14 protein-coding genes are annotated in these 16504 nt (G+C 53.1%); 4 read left to right on the forward strand and 10 right to left on the reverse strand.

The features are described from left to right. Positions 1-231: 231 nt before the first annotated feature. Together R5M92_RS12755 and R5M92_RS12760 are read right to left on the reverse strand one after the other, a co-directional pair. Entirely contained in the window at positions 232-1254 is a 1023-nt protein-coding gene (locus R5M92_RS12755) for a WYL domain-containing protein (protein ID WP_346796329.1), read from the reverse strand. A 94-nt stretch (positions 1255-1348) separates the two neighbouring features. Further along, a complete protein-coding gene (locus R5M92_RS12760) occupies positions 1349-2068 on the reverse strand; it encodes a DUF2201 family putative metallopeptidase (RefSeq protein ID WP_346796330.1) in 720 nt (239 codons plus the stop codon). 797 nt (positions 2069-2865) lie between these two features. Here R5M92_RS12760 and R5M92_RS12765 point away from each other — a divergent pair. After that, positions 2866-3072: a hypothetical protein gene (locus R5M92_RS12765; RefSeq protein ID WP_346796331.1), complete on the forward strand. Its 207-nt coding sequence runs from the start codon at positions 2866-2868 to the stop codon at positions 3070-3072. 287 nt (positions 3073-3359) lie between these two features. Here R5M92_RS12765 and R5M92_RS12770 read toward each other — a convergent pair whose 3' ends face one another. From R5M92_RS12770 to R5M92_RS12805, 8 genes are all read right to left on the reverse strand, one after another. Further along, positions 3360-4784, reverse strand: coding sequence for an integrase family protein (locus R5M92_RS12770; RefSeq protein WP_346796332.1), 1425 nt, complete (start codon positions 4782-4784; stop codon positions 3360-3362). Between the two features lie 521 nt (positions 4785-5305). Beyond that, entirely contained in the window at positions 5306-5560 is a 255-nt protein-coding gene (locus R5M92_RS12775; RefSeq protein ID WP_346796334.1) for a hypothetical protein, read from the reverse strand. A gap of 1310 nt (positions 5561-6870) precedes the next feature. After that, positions 6871-7812, reverse strand: coding sequence for a metallophosphoesterase (locus R5M92_RS12780; protein ID WP_346796335.1), 942 nt, complete (start codon positions 7810-7812; stop codon positions 6871-6873). A gap of 19 nt (positions 7813-7831) precedes the next feature. Then, positions 7832-8482, reverse strand: coding sequence for a hypothetical protein (locus R5M92_RS12785; RefSeq protein WP_346796336.1), 651 nt, complete (start codon positions 8480-8482; stop codon positions 7832-7834). A gap of 26 nt (positions 8483-8508) precedes the next feature. Next, positions 8509-8763, reverse strand: coding sequence for a hypothetical protein (locus R5M92_RS12790; RefSeq protein ID WP_346796337.1), 255 nt, complete (start codon positions 8761-8763; stop codon positions 8509-8511). A 10-nt stretch (positions 8764-8773) separates the two neighbouring features. Beyond that, positions 8774-9217 (reverse strand): hypothetical protein, encoded by a 444-nt coding sequence (locus R5M92_RS12795; RefSeq protein ID WP_346796338.1) that lies wholly within the window; start codon positions 9215-9217, stop codon positions 8774-8776. Positions 9218-10042: 825 nt separating this feature from the next. Beyond that, positions 10043-10627: a conjugative transfer protein MobI(A/C) gene (gene mobI / locus R5M92_RS12800; RefSeq protein ID WP_346796339.1), complete on the reverse strand. Its 585-nt coding sequence runs from the start codon at positions 10625-10627 to the stop codon at positions 10043-10045. Beyond that, positions 10617-11051, reverse strand: a complete 435-nt coding sequence (locus tag R5M92_RS12805) for a hypothetical protein (protein WP_346796340.1) — start codon at positions 11049-11051, stop codon at positions 10617-10619. The genes mobI and R5M92_RS12805 overlap by 11 nt, the downstream gene beginning before the upstream one ends. A 600-nt stretch (positions 11052-11651) precedes the next feature. Here R5M92_RS12805 and R5M92_RS12810 point away from each other — a divergent pair. From R5M92_RS12810 to brxC, 3 genes are read left to right on the forward strand one after another with little or no spacing between them, the layout of a single operon-like run. Continuing rightward, positions 11652-12461 carry a hypothetical protein gene (locus R5M92_RS12810; RefSeq protein WP_346796341.1) on the forward strand — a complete coding sequence of 270 codons (810 nt, stop codon included), beginning with the start codon at positions 11652-11654 and terminating at the stop codon, positions 12459-12461. After that, complete coding sequence (locus R5M92_RS12815; RefSeq protein WP_346796342.1) at positions 12458-13009, forward strand: BREX protein BrxB domain-containing protein; 552 nt, start codon at positions 12458-12460, stop codon at positions 13007-13009. The genes R5M92_RS12810 and R5M92_RS12815 overlap by 4 nt, the downstream gene beginning before the upstream one ends. 52 nt (positions 13010-13061) lie before the next feature. Then, the gene (gene brxC / locus R5M92_RS12820) at positions 13062-16496 is read left to right on the forward strand and encodes a BREX system P-loop protein BrxC (RefSeq protein ID WP_346796344.1); all 3435 of its coding nucleotides are present in this window, start codon (positions 13062-13064) and stop codon (positions 16494-16496) included. Positions 16497-16504 lie beyond the last annotated feature (8 nt).

Raw genomic sequence — 16504 nt, forward strand, 5'->3', positions numbered from 1 at the left:
CGGCGGGATATAGTCTCTGTCTGGCAGAGCCATGAAGCAGTTCCTGGCCAGTTAAAGGCTCTGGCGCCGTGGCAGCGGCTGATTGAGGCGCTGTCGTCACCGCCGCCCGCAGTGTGGCTTACCGCACCGACCGGCGTGATCGAAGTGCCATCAGCGTAATGTCGTGGAGCGTCTACACCTAGCTGCATTTGACGTATGCCGGAGCACTGAATTGACAGCATTCTGAGAGGCTTAAATAGACTCAGGAGTAGCGGCTCTATCCATGATTCTCTTTGCAGCATCAAGGATCGCCTCACGCCAATGAGTCGGCTTTAGCACCTCGACATTCGCTCCCAGCCCCATCAGCCACCATAGCGTCTCCTGATCATCAGGAACCTTAGCTTCTAGACGTTGCCAGTCCGTATACGGAAGAATATGCAGATGTTGCTTATCAGAAAGCGGTGTTTCCCCGAGTAGCCAAGCTACCTGAGGGTGTACATTGGCAATGAGCGTCACCTCTCGGGCACTCTGCCTATAGCCGAACGCACCATTTTGAATATAGCTATCCAAGTCAAAACTGGTCGACTCACGCCAATAAGTCTCGCTTATCTTCGCTTGTCTTATCCGATGCAGCGCGAATTGGCGTATGTCTTCATAGTCATCCACCGTGGCGATCAGGTAGCTGACGCTGTAGCGGCTCACCAACCCCTGAGGATGTAAAATCAAGGACTTGAGCGAGTGATTGCTACGAGATAGGTAGCTGGCCTCCAGGGCCTTCCGCTCCATCAACGCCTCTGTCACTACCGTCCAGACTTCCTGATCAAGTGGTGCCGGGATTAACGACTTGCCGTTGGGGATAGCACGTACTCGCTTGGCCCACTGACTCAGGCCGTTGCTGTCCAAGTCGTTGAGCAGCTGCTTGGCATCCCTAAACTGAGGCGAGAGTTGCCCCACAACAACTGGTGGTAGCAGGCCCTTTAGATATTCCTCGGCAAGCACCATGGTTAGCGCCCCCGGAGTGTCCAGCGCAGGCAGGCTGCAACTGAAATTACGGTCAAAGTACCACCGGTAGGGCTTCTGGCTGTCATCACAGATGAGAGGAAAGTGCAACACCAGCTTATCACGCAAGTCTCGTTGCAACGAGCGCATGTCGATCTGAAAGCCGCGCTCTCGGAGCTTTTCGAGTAGGACAGGAGTGGCAATTTTTCCCGGGGCACGGGGTATCAATTGTAGTAACGCCAGGTAGCGAAACAGCGTATCGCGGAAATCGGACATAAGTTCCCTTATTAAACGTTTATGCGAGCCACATTAGTAGATACGTATCGACCGTTGATGGTCTGAACTTGAGCGCAGCAAGCTAGATAGTGGTTCAGCATTCACCAGCCATGCCCAATTTTGTCAGCATTATGTCGATGGCTAGGGGCATGTGAGGGGAACATCGATAATCACGTGCTATCAGTTGGGAATGCTCCTGCCAAGTCTCGATTAGAGTTTCATCCACTGTATGAGGAGTAAATGTTGCATCATAGGCTGCTGATGTAGCTGAGCGAATACATTGCTGAACAGTGCGGTCCAAGAAACATTCACGCTCAATTGCAGGATGCGCCGCCAACCAGTCGTAGACTTCTACCGCAGGGCGGTTGAACTTGGCGAAGAACAGCACCGCTGTGTCGGGCATAGCGAACCCTTGATGGAGCAGCAGGCAATTGACTTCATGATCGCAGGCTAGATGCCAGCGATAGCTATCCGCCCCTGCGGGAGGTAGGATATGCCCTAGCGAGCAATGCCATATTAGATGTGCCTGCAAAAAACGTCGGGTGTCGACATCCAGTCCTGCGCTGTAACGAGCATCGAAATATATTTTTCTACCATCAGTAGTGGCAGAAATCAGGCGGTCGTCAATCACAGGCACAATTTTCAGTGCCTCTGCCAGGTCTGCCATCAGAGGTTGTGTCGCACGCCAGACACTACGGTCGGACTCCCATAAGCCCCGTTGCGCCTGCTTGAGGCCACTGAGGGTTACGCCTGGTGAAGGCCTCTGTTCCTGAGTAGCAGGTGTATATAAGTCGACCAATTCCCCAATCGCCATGCAGTGCCTCCTGTAGTGCTCTTGGTTGGTTACGGTAATAGTCTCTCCCCTGCCAGCGACAATATCTGTCGCATAGAGAACATGTTGCGCGACAGAATGTGTCGCGCGTATTGTCAGAGCAAGGCCTTGGGGGAACCTTGACCCAAAGGAGGTTCCTTTTTATTCTTGAGATCCAAGCGTATTAACAATAGCAGTACGGCACACTTAGAAAGAGCAGATTGACTGTTAGAAATGCTTGAACTTCCAAGTTAGAAGCCTTAAGAGCAATCAAAAACGTGATGAAAATTTCAACACCCGCAGTCTCCGGGCTGTTTTGAAAAACATCCAGAAGGGTTCTCTAACCCACAGTATCGACAAGGCTGTTTACCCTTAGCGCTCCTATTAAATAGCAGTCATCATTAGGCCCCGCTCTGTGCTCCTTAGATAGGACAAATCCTACTTCTAACTAAGATAACTATATTTCTTAGGTCAACAACGCCTGAATTCAAAGTTTTTCTAAAAATCCTGAGGGATCGCTCCTTTCTGTCTTAAATGAACAGGGAACAGCTTCGCTGTCTTATGCAGACAGGAAAACATGCGCACATAGGATTTTTGGTATCAATATATAACTTTGCAAAGGGTAGCATTGCAAACATTATAGAATGTATTAATGTGAAGATTGTCGAGGCTTTGCAGCTGCTCCAGCATCAATGGGGATCAGTCGGCAGTGGCTGCAGAGTCATTGGTAGTACCTAGAGGCATAGTTTGTTTCTCTTTCATACCGGGGTACACAACTAGACCGACACAAGGAGACACCCATGAACCAAATTAAAAAACCAATGGAAGACATCGTGAAATTCGCAGAAAGCTACGAGGATTTTTATGAAGTGGAAATCTCTGTAATGATGCGTAGGAAAAGGGGTGAAAAAATAATGTTTATACGCATGCAATCTGCCCTCGGTTACCAAGGTGTTCCTTGCCGAGAAAACTACCAAGAAAGCAGAGAAGGACATGACTGGTTTTGATACCTCTCCTATTAACTATCAAGGTGATTAAATGAAGATTTTAGCTTGGCTCTTTGATAGCACACACAACGATAATTACGAAAGCAATAATGGTTCGACAATGGGCATAAACCCAACCAGTGGCCTTCCGATGATGGAAGGCGGGATGCTGGATGTCGCTGGAAACCCTTTTGGTACAAGCGAGAACTCTCTTAGCACGGACGACGGAGGGCTTAGGGATACGTTTAGCAGCCCATTTGATGACTCATGGTAATTCGGAATTCGTTAAGGGGCCGCCAGGCCCCTTATTAATGTGCGCTATTCTCTGGGAAGGAGATAATATTGCCATGTAGTTTCTTGCTGCCAAGGAGGATTCCATCTAGGGCGGCATCGAAGCGCTTCATTGTATCGCGGTTTCTGGGTAAGTATGAGTAAGGATCGTTCTGATAGTGCTTGGCTACAACCCCAGTAAGACCGTGAGACTGTAATAAGTTGCAGGCTTCAGTGTCAATCTTGTTCCTTTGCATAATCTGTGAGCAAGTCCGCCTAAGATCTCTTGGCGTAAAGTAACTTACTAGCGTTTTTTCACTTTTGGAAAAGGATGATTTTAGCCACTTCTTGACTGCATCTCCTGGAGTTGATATATCGACCGGTCCCTCTCCGGTAGTAGACCATGGCCAAGGTGAGCTTGGGTTAATAGCATACGCTTCCTCTAAAAGCTTGATAGACCTGCTGGTGAGTGGTACCAGATGAGCATGATTATTTCCTTTTCCTTTGCGTTCATCAATAACCAGAACTTTTTCTTTAAAATTATAGCTTGTCCATGGCTCGCGGAGTATCTGGTCAATACGCTGGCCACCAGTCGAAATTATAAAAAGAAGTAACCGAGCAACAATTGGGCCTACCGATTCGGCCTCTGTTACTGTGTTCCAAAACAAAGAGAGTTCATCCTCATTAAGAGCACGCGTCAAGGCCCTGCCCTTATGCTCCTTTGGTGTTGCTGCCACAGGGTTGCTTTCAAGCGAATAGACCCGAGAGCTTTTTCGATCTAAGGAATATTCGTATCTTAGGCCGTACTCGAAAGCAGCATGAAGATAAGAGCGAAGCTTATCTGCCATGCTCTTTGCGCCACGGTCCCAGATTGGCTGGAGAATTTCACGAATGTGATCAGGACGAATATCACGAGCTTTCATTCTTACTATTACCTGAGCACTTCCTTCTAACTCTACTTTAAGCACTCGCTCAAGCTCCCTGATATACCGTGCATCATTCTTTCCACGTCGACTATCGATATAGTCATTAAACAGCTCAGACAACGTCCCACGTGAAGCTTCCAACTCAGCCTGCCGTCGGGCTTCTTCAAATGCCCGCTCACGCTCTTGCCTAGCTTGCTCTTCGGCTTCTGCCTGCTCGGCCAAGTACTGTTTCACATCGCCATGCTCAGTTGCAATGTGAGATAACTCACGAGCCTTATCTCGTACTTCAACGAGAGATAGGCCGAAGGAGCGAGCAGAGTTGCGGTACGTGCCGATCTTAAATTTTATAGACTTACCGTTTTTCCTCATGCGAAAGTAACAATCTATCGAACCAGAAGGACGGCGTTCGAAGTAAATTGAGCCAGTGCCTCGGCCAGGCAGGGATTCCGTCGCAGTTTCACCCAGCGAAAGCGCGCGAATAGAAACGTCTGTCAAGATGCGACGTTGCGATTTCTGTTTGCTTTGATTCTGTGACATTATACGTACTCATTTGCACCATTCATCGGTACTTTACGGCACTTAGAGCACCCTGCAAGGCGGCTAATTTGACTTTTATCCGAATTAGCCAGCTGACCATTAACCATTTCAATAGCCCTTACTTCCGTAATCCTCATGTCCGTCATCGGCTATGCACAGCTCGGCCTTTCCATAAGTAGATTATTTATTAAGCCGAAACCAGGTTCTAACGCAACATTAAGACAGCTCTGACCCGGCTTCCGGGTCTTTGACTATCTAAGTAGCGTGAGCATTCTAAGTGACAGTTGCTTTCGCAATGCGCACCTGGATATCTCTTCAGGAGCCTGCGCCACCAACCTTAGGTAGAGTGAAATCCAATCAACTGAAGGCGGCGGTAATAAAAACTAGTAGTTTTGGCTTGTGGTCCAAGTAGCGTAACAAAATAGAGCCGGCCAGTAAGACTGACCGGCTCTTCAGCACTTACCAACTGCCTATTCGGCAGTTCCAGCATTACCACTACTATCAACCGCCTATTCGGCGGCTCAAGCAACACCGCTACTATCAGCTGCCTGTTCGGCATAACTAGCTAAAGAACTATAGCTTCTTCCTGCTAGGCCCCGTAACAACTTGGTGCGAGCGGCTTGATTTAAGCTTAAACATGTCTCTTGAGATGGCAACCCCAAAAAAGCTTTTTTTAAAGAAATAATCAAAAAAGGCGGTTTAATGTCTGCTTCGGACAGGGAGGTGTCTGGAACAGACAGAGTAACAATCTGAGTGAGGAAAGCTTGGTAGCCCACCGATCAACCTGATCAACTCGCCCTGATAAAATCGCTGACAATTCGAGGTTACGAAGGGCAAGAACGGCGCCCTTTAGTGCCGCACTGGGCATACTTCACGAAGAACAATTCAGTAATGAGCGCGTCCCTAAGTGGAGGCGGGCTCGTACGAGCCCTAGGCTTATGACGCGCAGCAGGTGTTTTGGGGCACCGCCTGCTGGCCCAGCCAATTTAACCGTTGGCTACGGCTGCAAATCGTGCTTCTACGATATCCCAATTCACCGAAGCTGCAAGTAAGTAATTGATATAAAGTAATCAATTTATAGTCCTAGGTGGCAGCGCCGATCAAATCCGTGAACCATTGGCGGTCATTTCGAGGGAGAAGAAGCTATAGGATTATCGGCTTCGCTCTATGCCGGCAGGCCAACATCACATCTGTAAAGGCAGTTCTATAAATCAATACTGATTACGCTAGCAGGGCTGTTGCCGCAGCTAAACTTCACCACTTTTCCCAGAACACTATACTGGGCAAGCCCCCCTCGTTTCTCACAATGCTCTAAGGCGATATCGTAAGGATGTTTCACTTCAGAGGGTTGCCTAACGATACGCTGTGCCAGTGCCTCGGGACTGACCATTCCAGTCGGCATTAGGACCAAGACCCCAATAGTTATGACTAGATAGCGGCTCATAAAAGCACTTGCAGTACCACAAAACATGTGTACTTACCTGCTCCTGAATTCTCGCTCATTTTTGATAGGACCCCGAGCATAGAGTTGCGAGGACTGAAACCCGGATACCTCTTCCAGACTCGTCCATATTCCGCTTCATTGCTAATAACATCATCAATATCCCAAGCGAGAAACATCAATAGCCCCTTAATCAGCTCGACAATGACACAGTGTAGTTACAGCGGCTCCCGCCATTTTCAGGTGTATCCTGGTCGCCTCGCTGAGCGCCCATTAGGTTGCCTGCAATCGCTCCGAATCCGAGTCGCCGTCATAGTTGGCCGCCAAGGTGACACCTGAGGGAAGTCCTCGGCAATCAGGGCGCAATAGATCGACATAACCAGTGTCTCCTCGATGCCAGCATTTACCGACCAGGGTAATCGCTTCTGCATGTGGCGCTCAGGTGTTCGCTGATCCTCGGCCTGCTGAACACTACGCAGCGTCTCCTCATGGTAGGGCTCTTAGCGAAGGTGCGCTTTAGCGAGTCCCAAGGCCTCGCCCACGGCGCCTCCCAGCAGACTGCAGCGAAAGCGCTCCAACATCTCTCCTGCTGTGACAGCGGTTCACTACGCTGAGACAAAGTACCGTCGAAAGAGGGGTCAAATATCATTCGGTCACCCACACGAAGCGATCTTTCGACAGCTCACGCTCCCCGTCCCAGCGGTAGGCGCACAACTTGCCCTCGCCAGCATTCTGCGTGTGGCCAGCGGCAATACTGTAATCCAGGCAGGCGATGTAACGGTTGAGCGGTGCCGGCTCGCCGGTCAGCCAGTAATGGCCGACGAACAAGGGCTCATCGCCGGCATAGCCCGGCAGGATATCCTCCGGCACCGGGTCATGGGGGATGGCCTCGATCTGATCGGCAGGCACCATGGCCAGGTCGCGGTAGGTCAGGCGCTCCAGTTCCCACCAGCGCGTCCGAATGTGATGACGCGGATTGCCGTCCTTGTCGAAGAATTCGGCCCCGGCCGGTAGCGGCACCTCCAACCCCTTGACCGCCGTTTCCAGAGCGTCATAGGCCGTAGTGCCCTTGCGGCATAGCTCAGGCCAGGCTGTCTCCAGAATGCGCTGCTGCGCATCCGTATAGTCACCGAGGACTTGCAGCGACGGGGGATGCCAACAGGCGTGAATGACCCGCAGCCCATCGAGATCCAAGGACAGCGGGAGCGTCTTGAACCAGGCAATATGCTCATGGTGAAGCGCACTGCCCTCTTCGATCTGGTCGAGGTACGCCTGGTGCTGGCGACGATGCTTGTCGTTATGCGAGCGCAGGTATTGACCCGAGGCCTCGGGATCTTCGGTCGCCCAGGCCACGGCATTGAATTCATGATTACCCATCACCGCCAGGGCCTGCCCAGCTTCGACCATGGCGCGGGCAATGCGTACGGTTTCCACCTGTTCCGGCCCGCGATCGACAAAGTCGCCCAGAAAGACTACCTGACGTCCGGGGTGCTGCCAGACACCATCCCGCTCGGCGTAGCCCAGCTTGCTTAATAAGTGCTTGAGAGGGGTGGCGTAGCCGTGAATATCGCCAATTAAATCGTACATATCGCTCCTGGTTGGGTTGTCAGTCGTCCGCGTCCGACGCCGGCTTCGTGGTAACTTCCTGATTGCCGACCCTCAACGAGGCCCGGCTAGGCACTCCGCCCTGCCGATCGCCCAGCACCTGACCCGACGGGGAAATTTCGATGGCAGCATCTTCGGCATGGAAGAACAGGAACCGCTTGGCAGTACCCCAGATCTTCACGTCACCTCCCGTTTCGGCCATGAATTGACGCACCCGTGCCTGGGCCAGCTGTATCTGCTCACTCAGCGGCTTGCGCCAGAAGCCCTCCGGGAAGGTAATGCGCCGCATACTCTCGCAGATCGCCAGGACAAAGATAGCCGTTCCCGGCCGATCCGAGCGCCGGAAATTGGTGTCGATGAAAACGTAGGGCTTAAATGCGTGCCACTCATCGCTCAGCCACTGCTGACGAGCCTCGATGAGCGGTAAATAATCCGCTTCGTCCAGGCCGACCGCCTCACAGAGCGCACAGAGGAATTCACGGCTGCCGAAACGTAAATCGAAGCCACCGCTACTCAGGCCCAGGTCGGGATCCTTCAGCACTTCGTACAAGCGGCGGACGACTATCTCACCAAGTTTACGGTAGCCCATTTTGCGTAGTAGCGCGGGACGTGACGCCGCCCTTCGCTGCAGCTCGGCACGTAGTTCTTCCATTCGCCGGCTCCTGCTTTCCAGTCACTTCAGGCTGATGGGCTGCGGCCCGTCAGCTCTCTACACAGTGCCTGCATGTCGACACGCTCGGCAAGTTCCATTCCGAACCACTCCTCGAAAGTCTCGTTAAGTGCTACCTCCAAAGACTGGCCCTGCTCACATCGCGAGACGATACCGTCAGCGATAGCATCATACTCGTCGAAGCAGTCGTTCTCCTTGCAGCAGGTCCCCATGGGATCTGCGGCAAACAGGACACGGGATAGATGTTCAACAGACAAGGCCATAGCGGGCCCACTAGGCGGCTGTATGGTGATCGAAAAGTGCAGGATATGAACCTTGGCTGGCCGCCCCGGGTTTCAGCTTGTAGAACAGGTACGCTCCATCAATGATCTGCAGGTCATAATCGAAGCGCTCGGCCAGATGGCGAGCCACTCTCTCGTAAATCCAATAGCGGCGGTCTGACCAGGCGCAGAATGAAAAGGTCTTCGGCCGGGTAGCACCGAGCCAAGAGTGGATCCGTAGCAGTACCTGACGGTAGACCCGGAGCGGGTAGCGGGTGACACCAATGTCCTCCATGACGCAAGGGTCTGTGCCCCAGTCGTCGACACGCTCGAAAGGATCGTAGGTGTATGTGTCGTAGACGGGGTTCGCCCCGCCGACGATGGCGAAGGAAATTTGGTTGGCGCAGGTGAAGCGGACTTCATAAATCAGGCCATCGACTTCGAAACGTTCGGTCATGTCGCGCCTCCTGGCTCGTCTCTCTGCGATCTGCATTTACAGGATAGCGGCCGTTTGCGTCAAATGGTGTCGCTCTCAACTGATCAGTTCTCGTTCTGCTAGGATTGATAAACTTGGAATAACCCATGTTGAAAACTCGCTTGGCCTGCAGGTTTGCGATCCGTTTGCTGAAGAGCGCCGTCTTCCTCGCCTGATGGCTCTACCACAACTCTCCGATCGACCTCCTATCCGCTACTAGCAGAGCTGCCCCGAGCGCTAGCTCTACTGACAGGATTGCCGCGCCTCGATCATCTCAAACGGTCCTCTAGGCATACCCAGATTGTCCCAGCTCCCATGAACACAACGAATGCAGACAGAATGCTGCCTGTGTATTGATATGCTGCCACTGGGCTACCAACCATCACAGCGATGCCCACAATATCCAAATTTTATCCTGCTCGATATTCACACCCTCTCCCATCTGAATCTGTTAGAGCTAAGATATAGCCTGCTGTGCAATTACTGCATAAACACATCGCATTGGCATATTGTATATGATAGTAACCTGCTAGCTTATAAAGCAGTTTCAGCTTATGAGCCAATAAAAGCCACTGGCACGCCGCTTGCTGAGAAAAATGCCGCAACATCTCGATCGGCTGCCAAATCGTACTAACTCGCTTAGATACTTGTCTGTGAGCGTACTCGCGACTTATATCATGCAACCATGGCAGGGCACATAACCTGCAGGGCTTTTATCAGTGACAATAATATACCCAACAAAGGTTTTGAAATAATTAGCACTCATGTTGAAGGTGCGCTAATAGGAAAAGGCCAACGTCAATTGGCCTAATCATGAAAAATCATCCCCCAGCCGTATATCGCCTGAGCTCTCAGTAGGCTATCACAAGGAAGCTCACAACCGCACTCGGGCGGACAGATACCCACCAACGGGTTGGAATCATCCACTATCTTGTTATATGCAGCACTCTTCATCTGACTGAGACTAGAATGCCCAAGTGACATAGATGACAAATGCCGAGTAATCTGCCTAAGCTTAAAAAACCTCTCCTCTGCATCTTTTATACATTTCTTCTCATATCTTGAGCACTTTTTAAAGCTGGAAGGAGGAATTTGCAGCTCCCCTTCACTCGCTATGCTTTCAGAGATGCTAAAATCTCCACGCCTTGATTTGTAAAAAAACCACTCGACACATATACCATTTTTTGTTTTTTTTACTCGCACATCATGCACCCAGTAAATATGCCTGCCTTCGCTTTTCTTGAACTCATCCCTTGAATGCCTAAAGTCGTCTCGGATACTTACGGCTTCTTCATACAGAAGGTCAGAGCATTTCTCTATGTGTTCCTTCATTCCCTTGAATCCACAGAGAATTTCACTGAGAAGCTTGGGCAACCCTTCCTCAGTCGTCATTGTTCGTATCTGCTGTATCGTAAATATTTTTTACTCTCCTTGCGATTAGCTTATAATCCCTTCGGTGCTTCTCGATCAGAATCAAGCATTCGCGAAGCTTTCCAAGCTTTTTCTCAGCCGCCTCTATAACTCTCTTCTGGTTTTCATCTTCATAACGAAGGACGTTGGCTCCGATAGGTCGTTTATCGTATGTTGCGCTAACGATCTCAAAACGGCCATCCCCGTGCCACGTCGTTCTCCTCCAACCAAGGAATATCTTCCCCCTCCTCCTAACCACATCTGGAAAACACTTTTTACTAGCTTCAGGATTGCGCGCATATTCCTCAATCACCACGAACGCAGCATTTTCAATCCGCTTTTCAACAATAGCTAAGATCCTAAAGATAAGGTTGACGATAGCAACCAATAAGGAAACCTCATTCATTAATCAGCCCTCTCGTTTTTTGATGAACAATTATTATCTGATCCCTCCCTCCTTCCTGTCACGCGCTCTAAACATCAATAATTCTTAAAAACTCAGAGATCGACCCTTCAATGAAGTGAAGTGAAGTGAAGTGAAGTGAAGTGAAGTGAAGTGAAGTGACTAGCGTAAATCCTTGTAGAATAACCGTAGGTGCTGCTGCGTTTGTTGATTGAGCCCAAGAGTTTAACGGCCATGTGCAACTGGATGTAGCTGCTCACCGGTAGTAGGCTGGACGCCGTTGCAAACCTTTCTACTATTCATGGATCAGCCTCCCTTCATTCCGCTGCTGTTACAGCGGAATGAAGGGGGGCTGATCCACAAAGATAAGATAGTGGAACCCCCACCCCCTCAAACCTTATGAATTGTTCAGACGACACTCTTCCTGAACAATTGGTGGGCCTGAGTCATTTCCTCGCCGGGACCACCTCGGCGTGAAGCGCGACATCGTGTATTGTTAGTCCCCTATATTAGTTGCCCAAGCATGCGGCCGGTTGCGAAGCTCAAGCGAGAGGAAGCTGATGAGCGACCGTAGCGATAGGACTAACGAAGGTGAAGATGGTGATGCATGATCACGAAGCGCTAAGTCGATTAGGGTTTATGCAGCGTCAAGGCGGCGTACACGCTTCGCGGACGATCATGCTGAATGAGCTTGCTGCTCTATTCGATAGCGTGCCCAGCGAGGCGCCGGCGTCAGCCTATCGCGCTGCGATTCGAGAACAGAACTGTTTGGGCAAGCGGTCGGGCAGAACCCGTGACCTGACAGCTCGCCACTTGGCGGAACTGTATGGGCTGGACCCAGCCAACCCGATCCATGTCGGCCTGCGTTTTTTCTGGTCAAGAGATAAGGCCGCTCATCCGCAATTGGCTCTGCTGGCTGCAGCGGCACGCGATAGCCTATTGCGTGGCCTTTTACCAGCCATACTAGAAGTGACTCCTGGAACCCTCGTCAGCCGTGACTGGGTAGAGCAGCTTATCGAGGTCCGCTGGCCTGAGCGCTTCAGTCCCGCTACTCGAAGATCTGTAGCTCAGAACATTAATAGCAGCCTAACAAAGGCTGGCTATATGAGCGGGCGTGTCAAAAAATTCCGCCGCCAGCTTGAGCCTGCGACAGGTGCTGTCGCGTTCGCGCTTTATCTTGGCTGGATTCAGGGTGGGCGTGGTGAGCTATTGCTGCAGAGCGAATACCTTAAGCTACTGGACTCCGGCGCCGATAGGTTATTAGAACTGGCTGCCCAGGCTTCGTCCCGTGGCTGGCTGGTAATGCGCCGAGTCGACAATGTCATGGATGTCGATTTCCCCGCCCTGGCTCCCGTCGCGGAGGCAGCCATAAAGCCCGAGAGCGATACGGCTACTGAAGGAGCTACCCCATGAGCAAGATCAAACGCCTCGTGGACTCCTATGGCAGGTTTATAGCTTTGCCCTGGCGTGGCGATGCCGCAGCGGCCCAGCGCGTAGTGTTCTGCGTTTACCCGGAAACCGAGGAACTGCGCCTGCGGGCCAACTTAGGTGAATTTGAGCTAACCACCCACCAGGCGGGTCATGACTGGGCAAGCTTCGATCTTACTTCCACCTTTGCTGAGTGGATGGCAGAGCAAGAGTATGCAGACGCTTTTTTCACGATGCCTCAGCAACTCAAGATGATTGACCACCACTATCTAGATTGGCTGGAAGAACGCTTCGTCTCCGTTATTGGAGAAATGGCTGTAGAGAAAAACCATGTCATGGCCCTGTACGGAGTTGGAAGCTTGTTTGGCCTCCTGAAAGTCAAGGCAGTCGTTGACCGGTTTGCCCCACATGTCCTCGGCCGCCTAGTGGTGCTATTCCCCGGCAGTTTTGACAATAACAATTACCGGCTGCTGGATGGCTATGATGGCTGGAACTACCTGGCTACTCCTATTACTCCTGACGGCGCACATTAGATGCCGACACGCTTAACACAACACCCACTTGCCACCGCAGGGAAAAGGATGCATGCGTAACCGCGATATCTATGCTAAAGACCCATCCCAGCAACACTTGGAAAACGAAGGCGTCGCTTACGTCAACGACGACAGCAGCGACCGTGCCCAGACGGTGCTCCGCTACGAACTGGAGACCTTCGTTTGCGATGGTCAGTATGCTAAAGGGATGCACGATATTCTCGATGCTTACCTACGCAACCTGAGCAGTGGTGCTTCCCAACAGCCTGGCGTTTGGATCAGTGGCTTCTTCGGCTCGGGCAAGTCGCACATGGCCAAAATGCTGCGCAACTTGTGGGAAGACACCACTTTCGACGATGGCGCTACCGCCCGTGGACTCGCTCATCTGCCTCAAGAGACCCAAGATCTGTTCAAGGAACTCTCTACTCAGGGCAAGCGCCATGGTGGATTGTTTTCAGCATCCGGCACCCTCGGTACGAGCGCCCGCGATAGCAGTGCACGCTTGGCGCTGCTAGCGGTCATTTTTCGCGCCGCTGGCTTACCTGCTAAGTATCCCGCTGCCCGCTTTGTCATGTGGTTACAGGAAGAAGGCATCCTCGATGACATCAAGCAGGCCGTTGAGGCGGAAGGCAAGCCTTGGAAAAAAGAAGTGGAGATGTTCACAGTCTCCACCAAGATTCATCGTGCCCTAGTAGCAGCCAGGCCCGAGATATTCGACAGTACCGCTGCCTGTGCCATGACGCTGATGAACCTCTATCCTAATGTGGATGATGTGAGCAGCGATGACATGGTGAATGCGATCCGTCAGGCGGTGAGTCGTGACGGTAAGATGCCGCTGACCTTGGTGGTGCTGGACGAAGTGCAGCAGTACATCGGTACTGACGGCCAGCGCTCCATCGAAGTCCAAGAGGCTGTGGAGGCCTGCTGCAAGCAGTTGGGAAGCCGCATGATGTTCATCGGTACCGGACAGACCGCTATCACTGGCACCCATAACCTGGCTCGCCTCCAGGGCCGCTTCACTCTACGTGTCGAACTCTCGGATGCCGACGTGGATGCTGTCATCCGCCAGGTCATTCTCGCTAAGAAGCCCGAGGCCAAGGGCCCTGTGGGTGAGGTGATGGAGGCCAATCTGGGCGAGATTTCCCGTCACCTCTCCGAGACCTCCATTGCGCACCGGCAAGAAGACACCAAGCACTTTGCCCAGGATTACCCCATCCTACCGGTACGCCGCCGCTTCTGGGATGCCGCCCTGCGTGTGCTCGACCAGACCGGCACCGATAGCCAGCTACGCAATCAGCTGAGCATGATTCACAAGGCCATTCAGACCAACCTGGATGAGCCACTGGGCACCATTATCTCTGGTGACTACCTCTATTTTGACGCCACCGACAAACTGCTGCAGTCCCGCATGCTGCCGCGGAGGCTGCACGATGCCACCCAGCGCTGGCTAGCGGGTAACGATGACGAGCGCCTGATGGCCCGCGCCTGCGCTATCGTCTTCCTGATCAACAAATTGGCGAGCATTAACACCGAGCTAGGGTTACACCCTACCCTGAGCACCATTGCCGACCTGCTGGTCGACGATCTTAAAAGCGGTAGCAGCTCGCTGCGCAGCCGGCTGCCGTCGTTGCTCGATGAGTGTGAATTCATCATCAAGATTGGCGATGAATATCGCATCCAGACCGAGGAGAGCGCAGCCTGGAACGATGCTTTCCTGAGCCAGAGAAGCATCCTTAACAACGCTACCCACCAGGTCGAGACCAAACGCGCTGATCTGATCCGTCGGCATTTTGCCAAGCTGGTCGGGAACCTCTCGGTGCAGCATGGCGACGCCAAGGTACCCCGCACACTCTCCCCCGTGTTCGACCTTGCTCTACCCAAGGACGCCGGCGAGCGACTCTATGTTTGGGTGCGTGATGGCTGGTCGGACGATGAGAGCCAGATCCGTGCGGATGCCCGCCAGGCTGGTTCGGAGTCCCCGACGCTGTTCGTCTTCATTCCCAAGCGCTCCGCCGATGAGCTACGCAACCAGCTGATCGACCTCAAGGCCGCCACTGCCACCCTGGAAACCCGAGGCACTCCTGGGACGCCAGAGGGCGAGGAGGCCCGCGCCGCGATGCAGACCACTCGGGACACTGCGCAGCGTCGCGTGAATGAGTTACTGGACGAGGCCTTCAGCGGCGCCCGGGTGTTCCAGGGCGGTGGTAACGAACTGGTAGGGGCCAGCCTGCGTGAGACGATCCTGGAGGGTGCCGAGAATGCCTTGGCCCGCCTGCACCCGAAATTCCATCTAGCCGATAGCCCCGCCTGGGACAAGGTCTACGCCAAGGCCAAGCAAGGTGCTCCCGATGCTCTCAAGACCGTAGGCTATGACGGCGAGCCTCAGAGCCACCCGGTTTGCAAGGCTGTCCTGAGCTTCCTGGGCAATGGCAAGAGCGGCAGCGACATTCGTGACCACTTCGAGCAGGGTGACTTTGGCTGGCCGCGCGATGCCATCGATGGCGCGATACAGGTACTGCTGGTCGCCGGCCAGATTCGCGCCACGGATGGTACCGCCCCCCAGGAGCTGGACAGAAAGGCCATTGGCAAGACCGAGTTCCGTATCGAGGCCACTACTATCTCCGCCGGAGAACGCATCAAGATCCGCAAGGTGATGCAGAAGCTCGGTGTACAGACCAACGCCGGTGAGGACTCGGCCAAAGTCCCCGAGTTCATCGACAAGCTCCGCTCATTGGCCGACAAGGCCGGTGGCGAGGCGCCGCTGCCTCAGCGCCCTCACTCAGACGCTTTCGAAGCCGTACGTCTAAGCAGCGGTAACGATCAGCTCAAGGCCATTGTCACCAATCGAGACGAGCTTATTGCATCTATCGATGAGTGGCAGGCCACTGCGGAAAAAATCACCCAGCGCCTTCCCGCCTGGGGCACGCTCAAGCGCTTGGCTGATTACGCCAAAGGCCTCAAGGATGCCGATGCGCTGCTCGCTCAGGTCTCGCAGATCCGCGAGCACCGTGCCTTGCTTGATGATCCCGATCCCGTACAGCCGTTGCTGAACAACCTGACTCAGCGTTTCCGTGAAACGTTCAATGAACTCGAAACACGCTACGCTGAGCAGCACCAGGCCGGCATGCAGCGCCTGGAAGCCGACGACAACTGGCAGCAGCTCTCGCCCGAAGAGCGTCATGACCTCCTGGCGGCGAAGCGCCTGACGGCCGCCGACGCACCCAGCATCACGCTGGGCTCCACCGATGATGTGCTGGACACACTTGGCCACGTGCGACCCGACGCGCTCAGCGACCGTATCGATGCGCTCTCCAGCCGCTTCGATGATGTGCTGGTCGCCGCAGCCGAAGCCATGGAGCCTGAGATTCAGTTCGTCAGCTTGCCGCGCCGCACCCTCAAGAGCGATGCGGATATCGACGCCTGGCTGGAGGAGGTGCGTCAGCAGCTGCACGGAGCCCTTCAGGAAGGCCCGGTAATCACCCAGTAGGAAGCGAC

This window comes from Halomonas sp. Bachu 37, from assembly GCF_039691755.1.
GTDB classification, from domain to species: Bacteria; Pseudomonadota; Gammaproteobacteria; order Pseudomonadales; family Halomonadaceae; genus Vreelandella; species Vreelandella kashgarensis.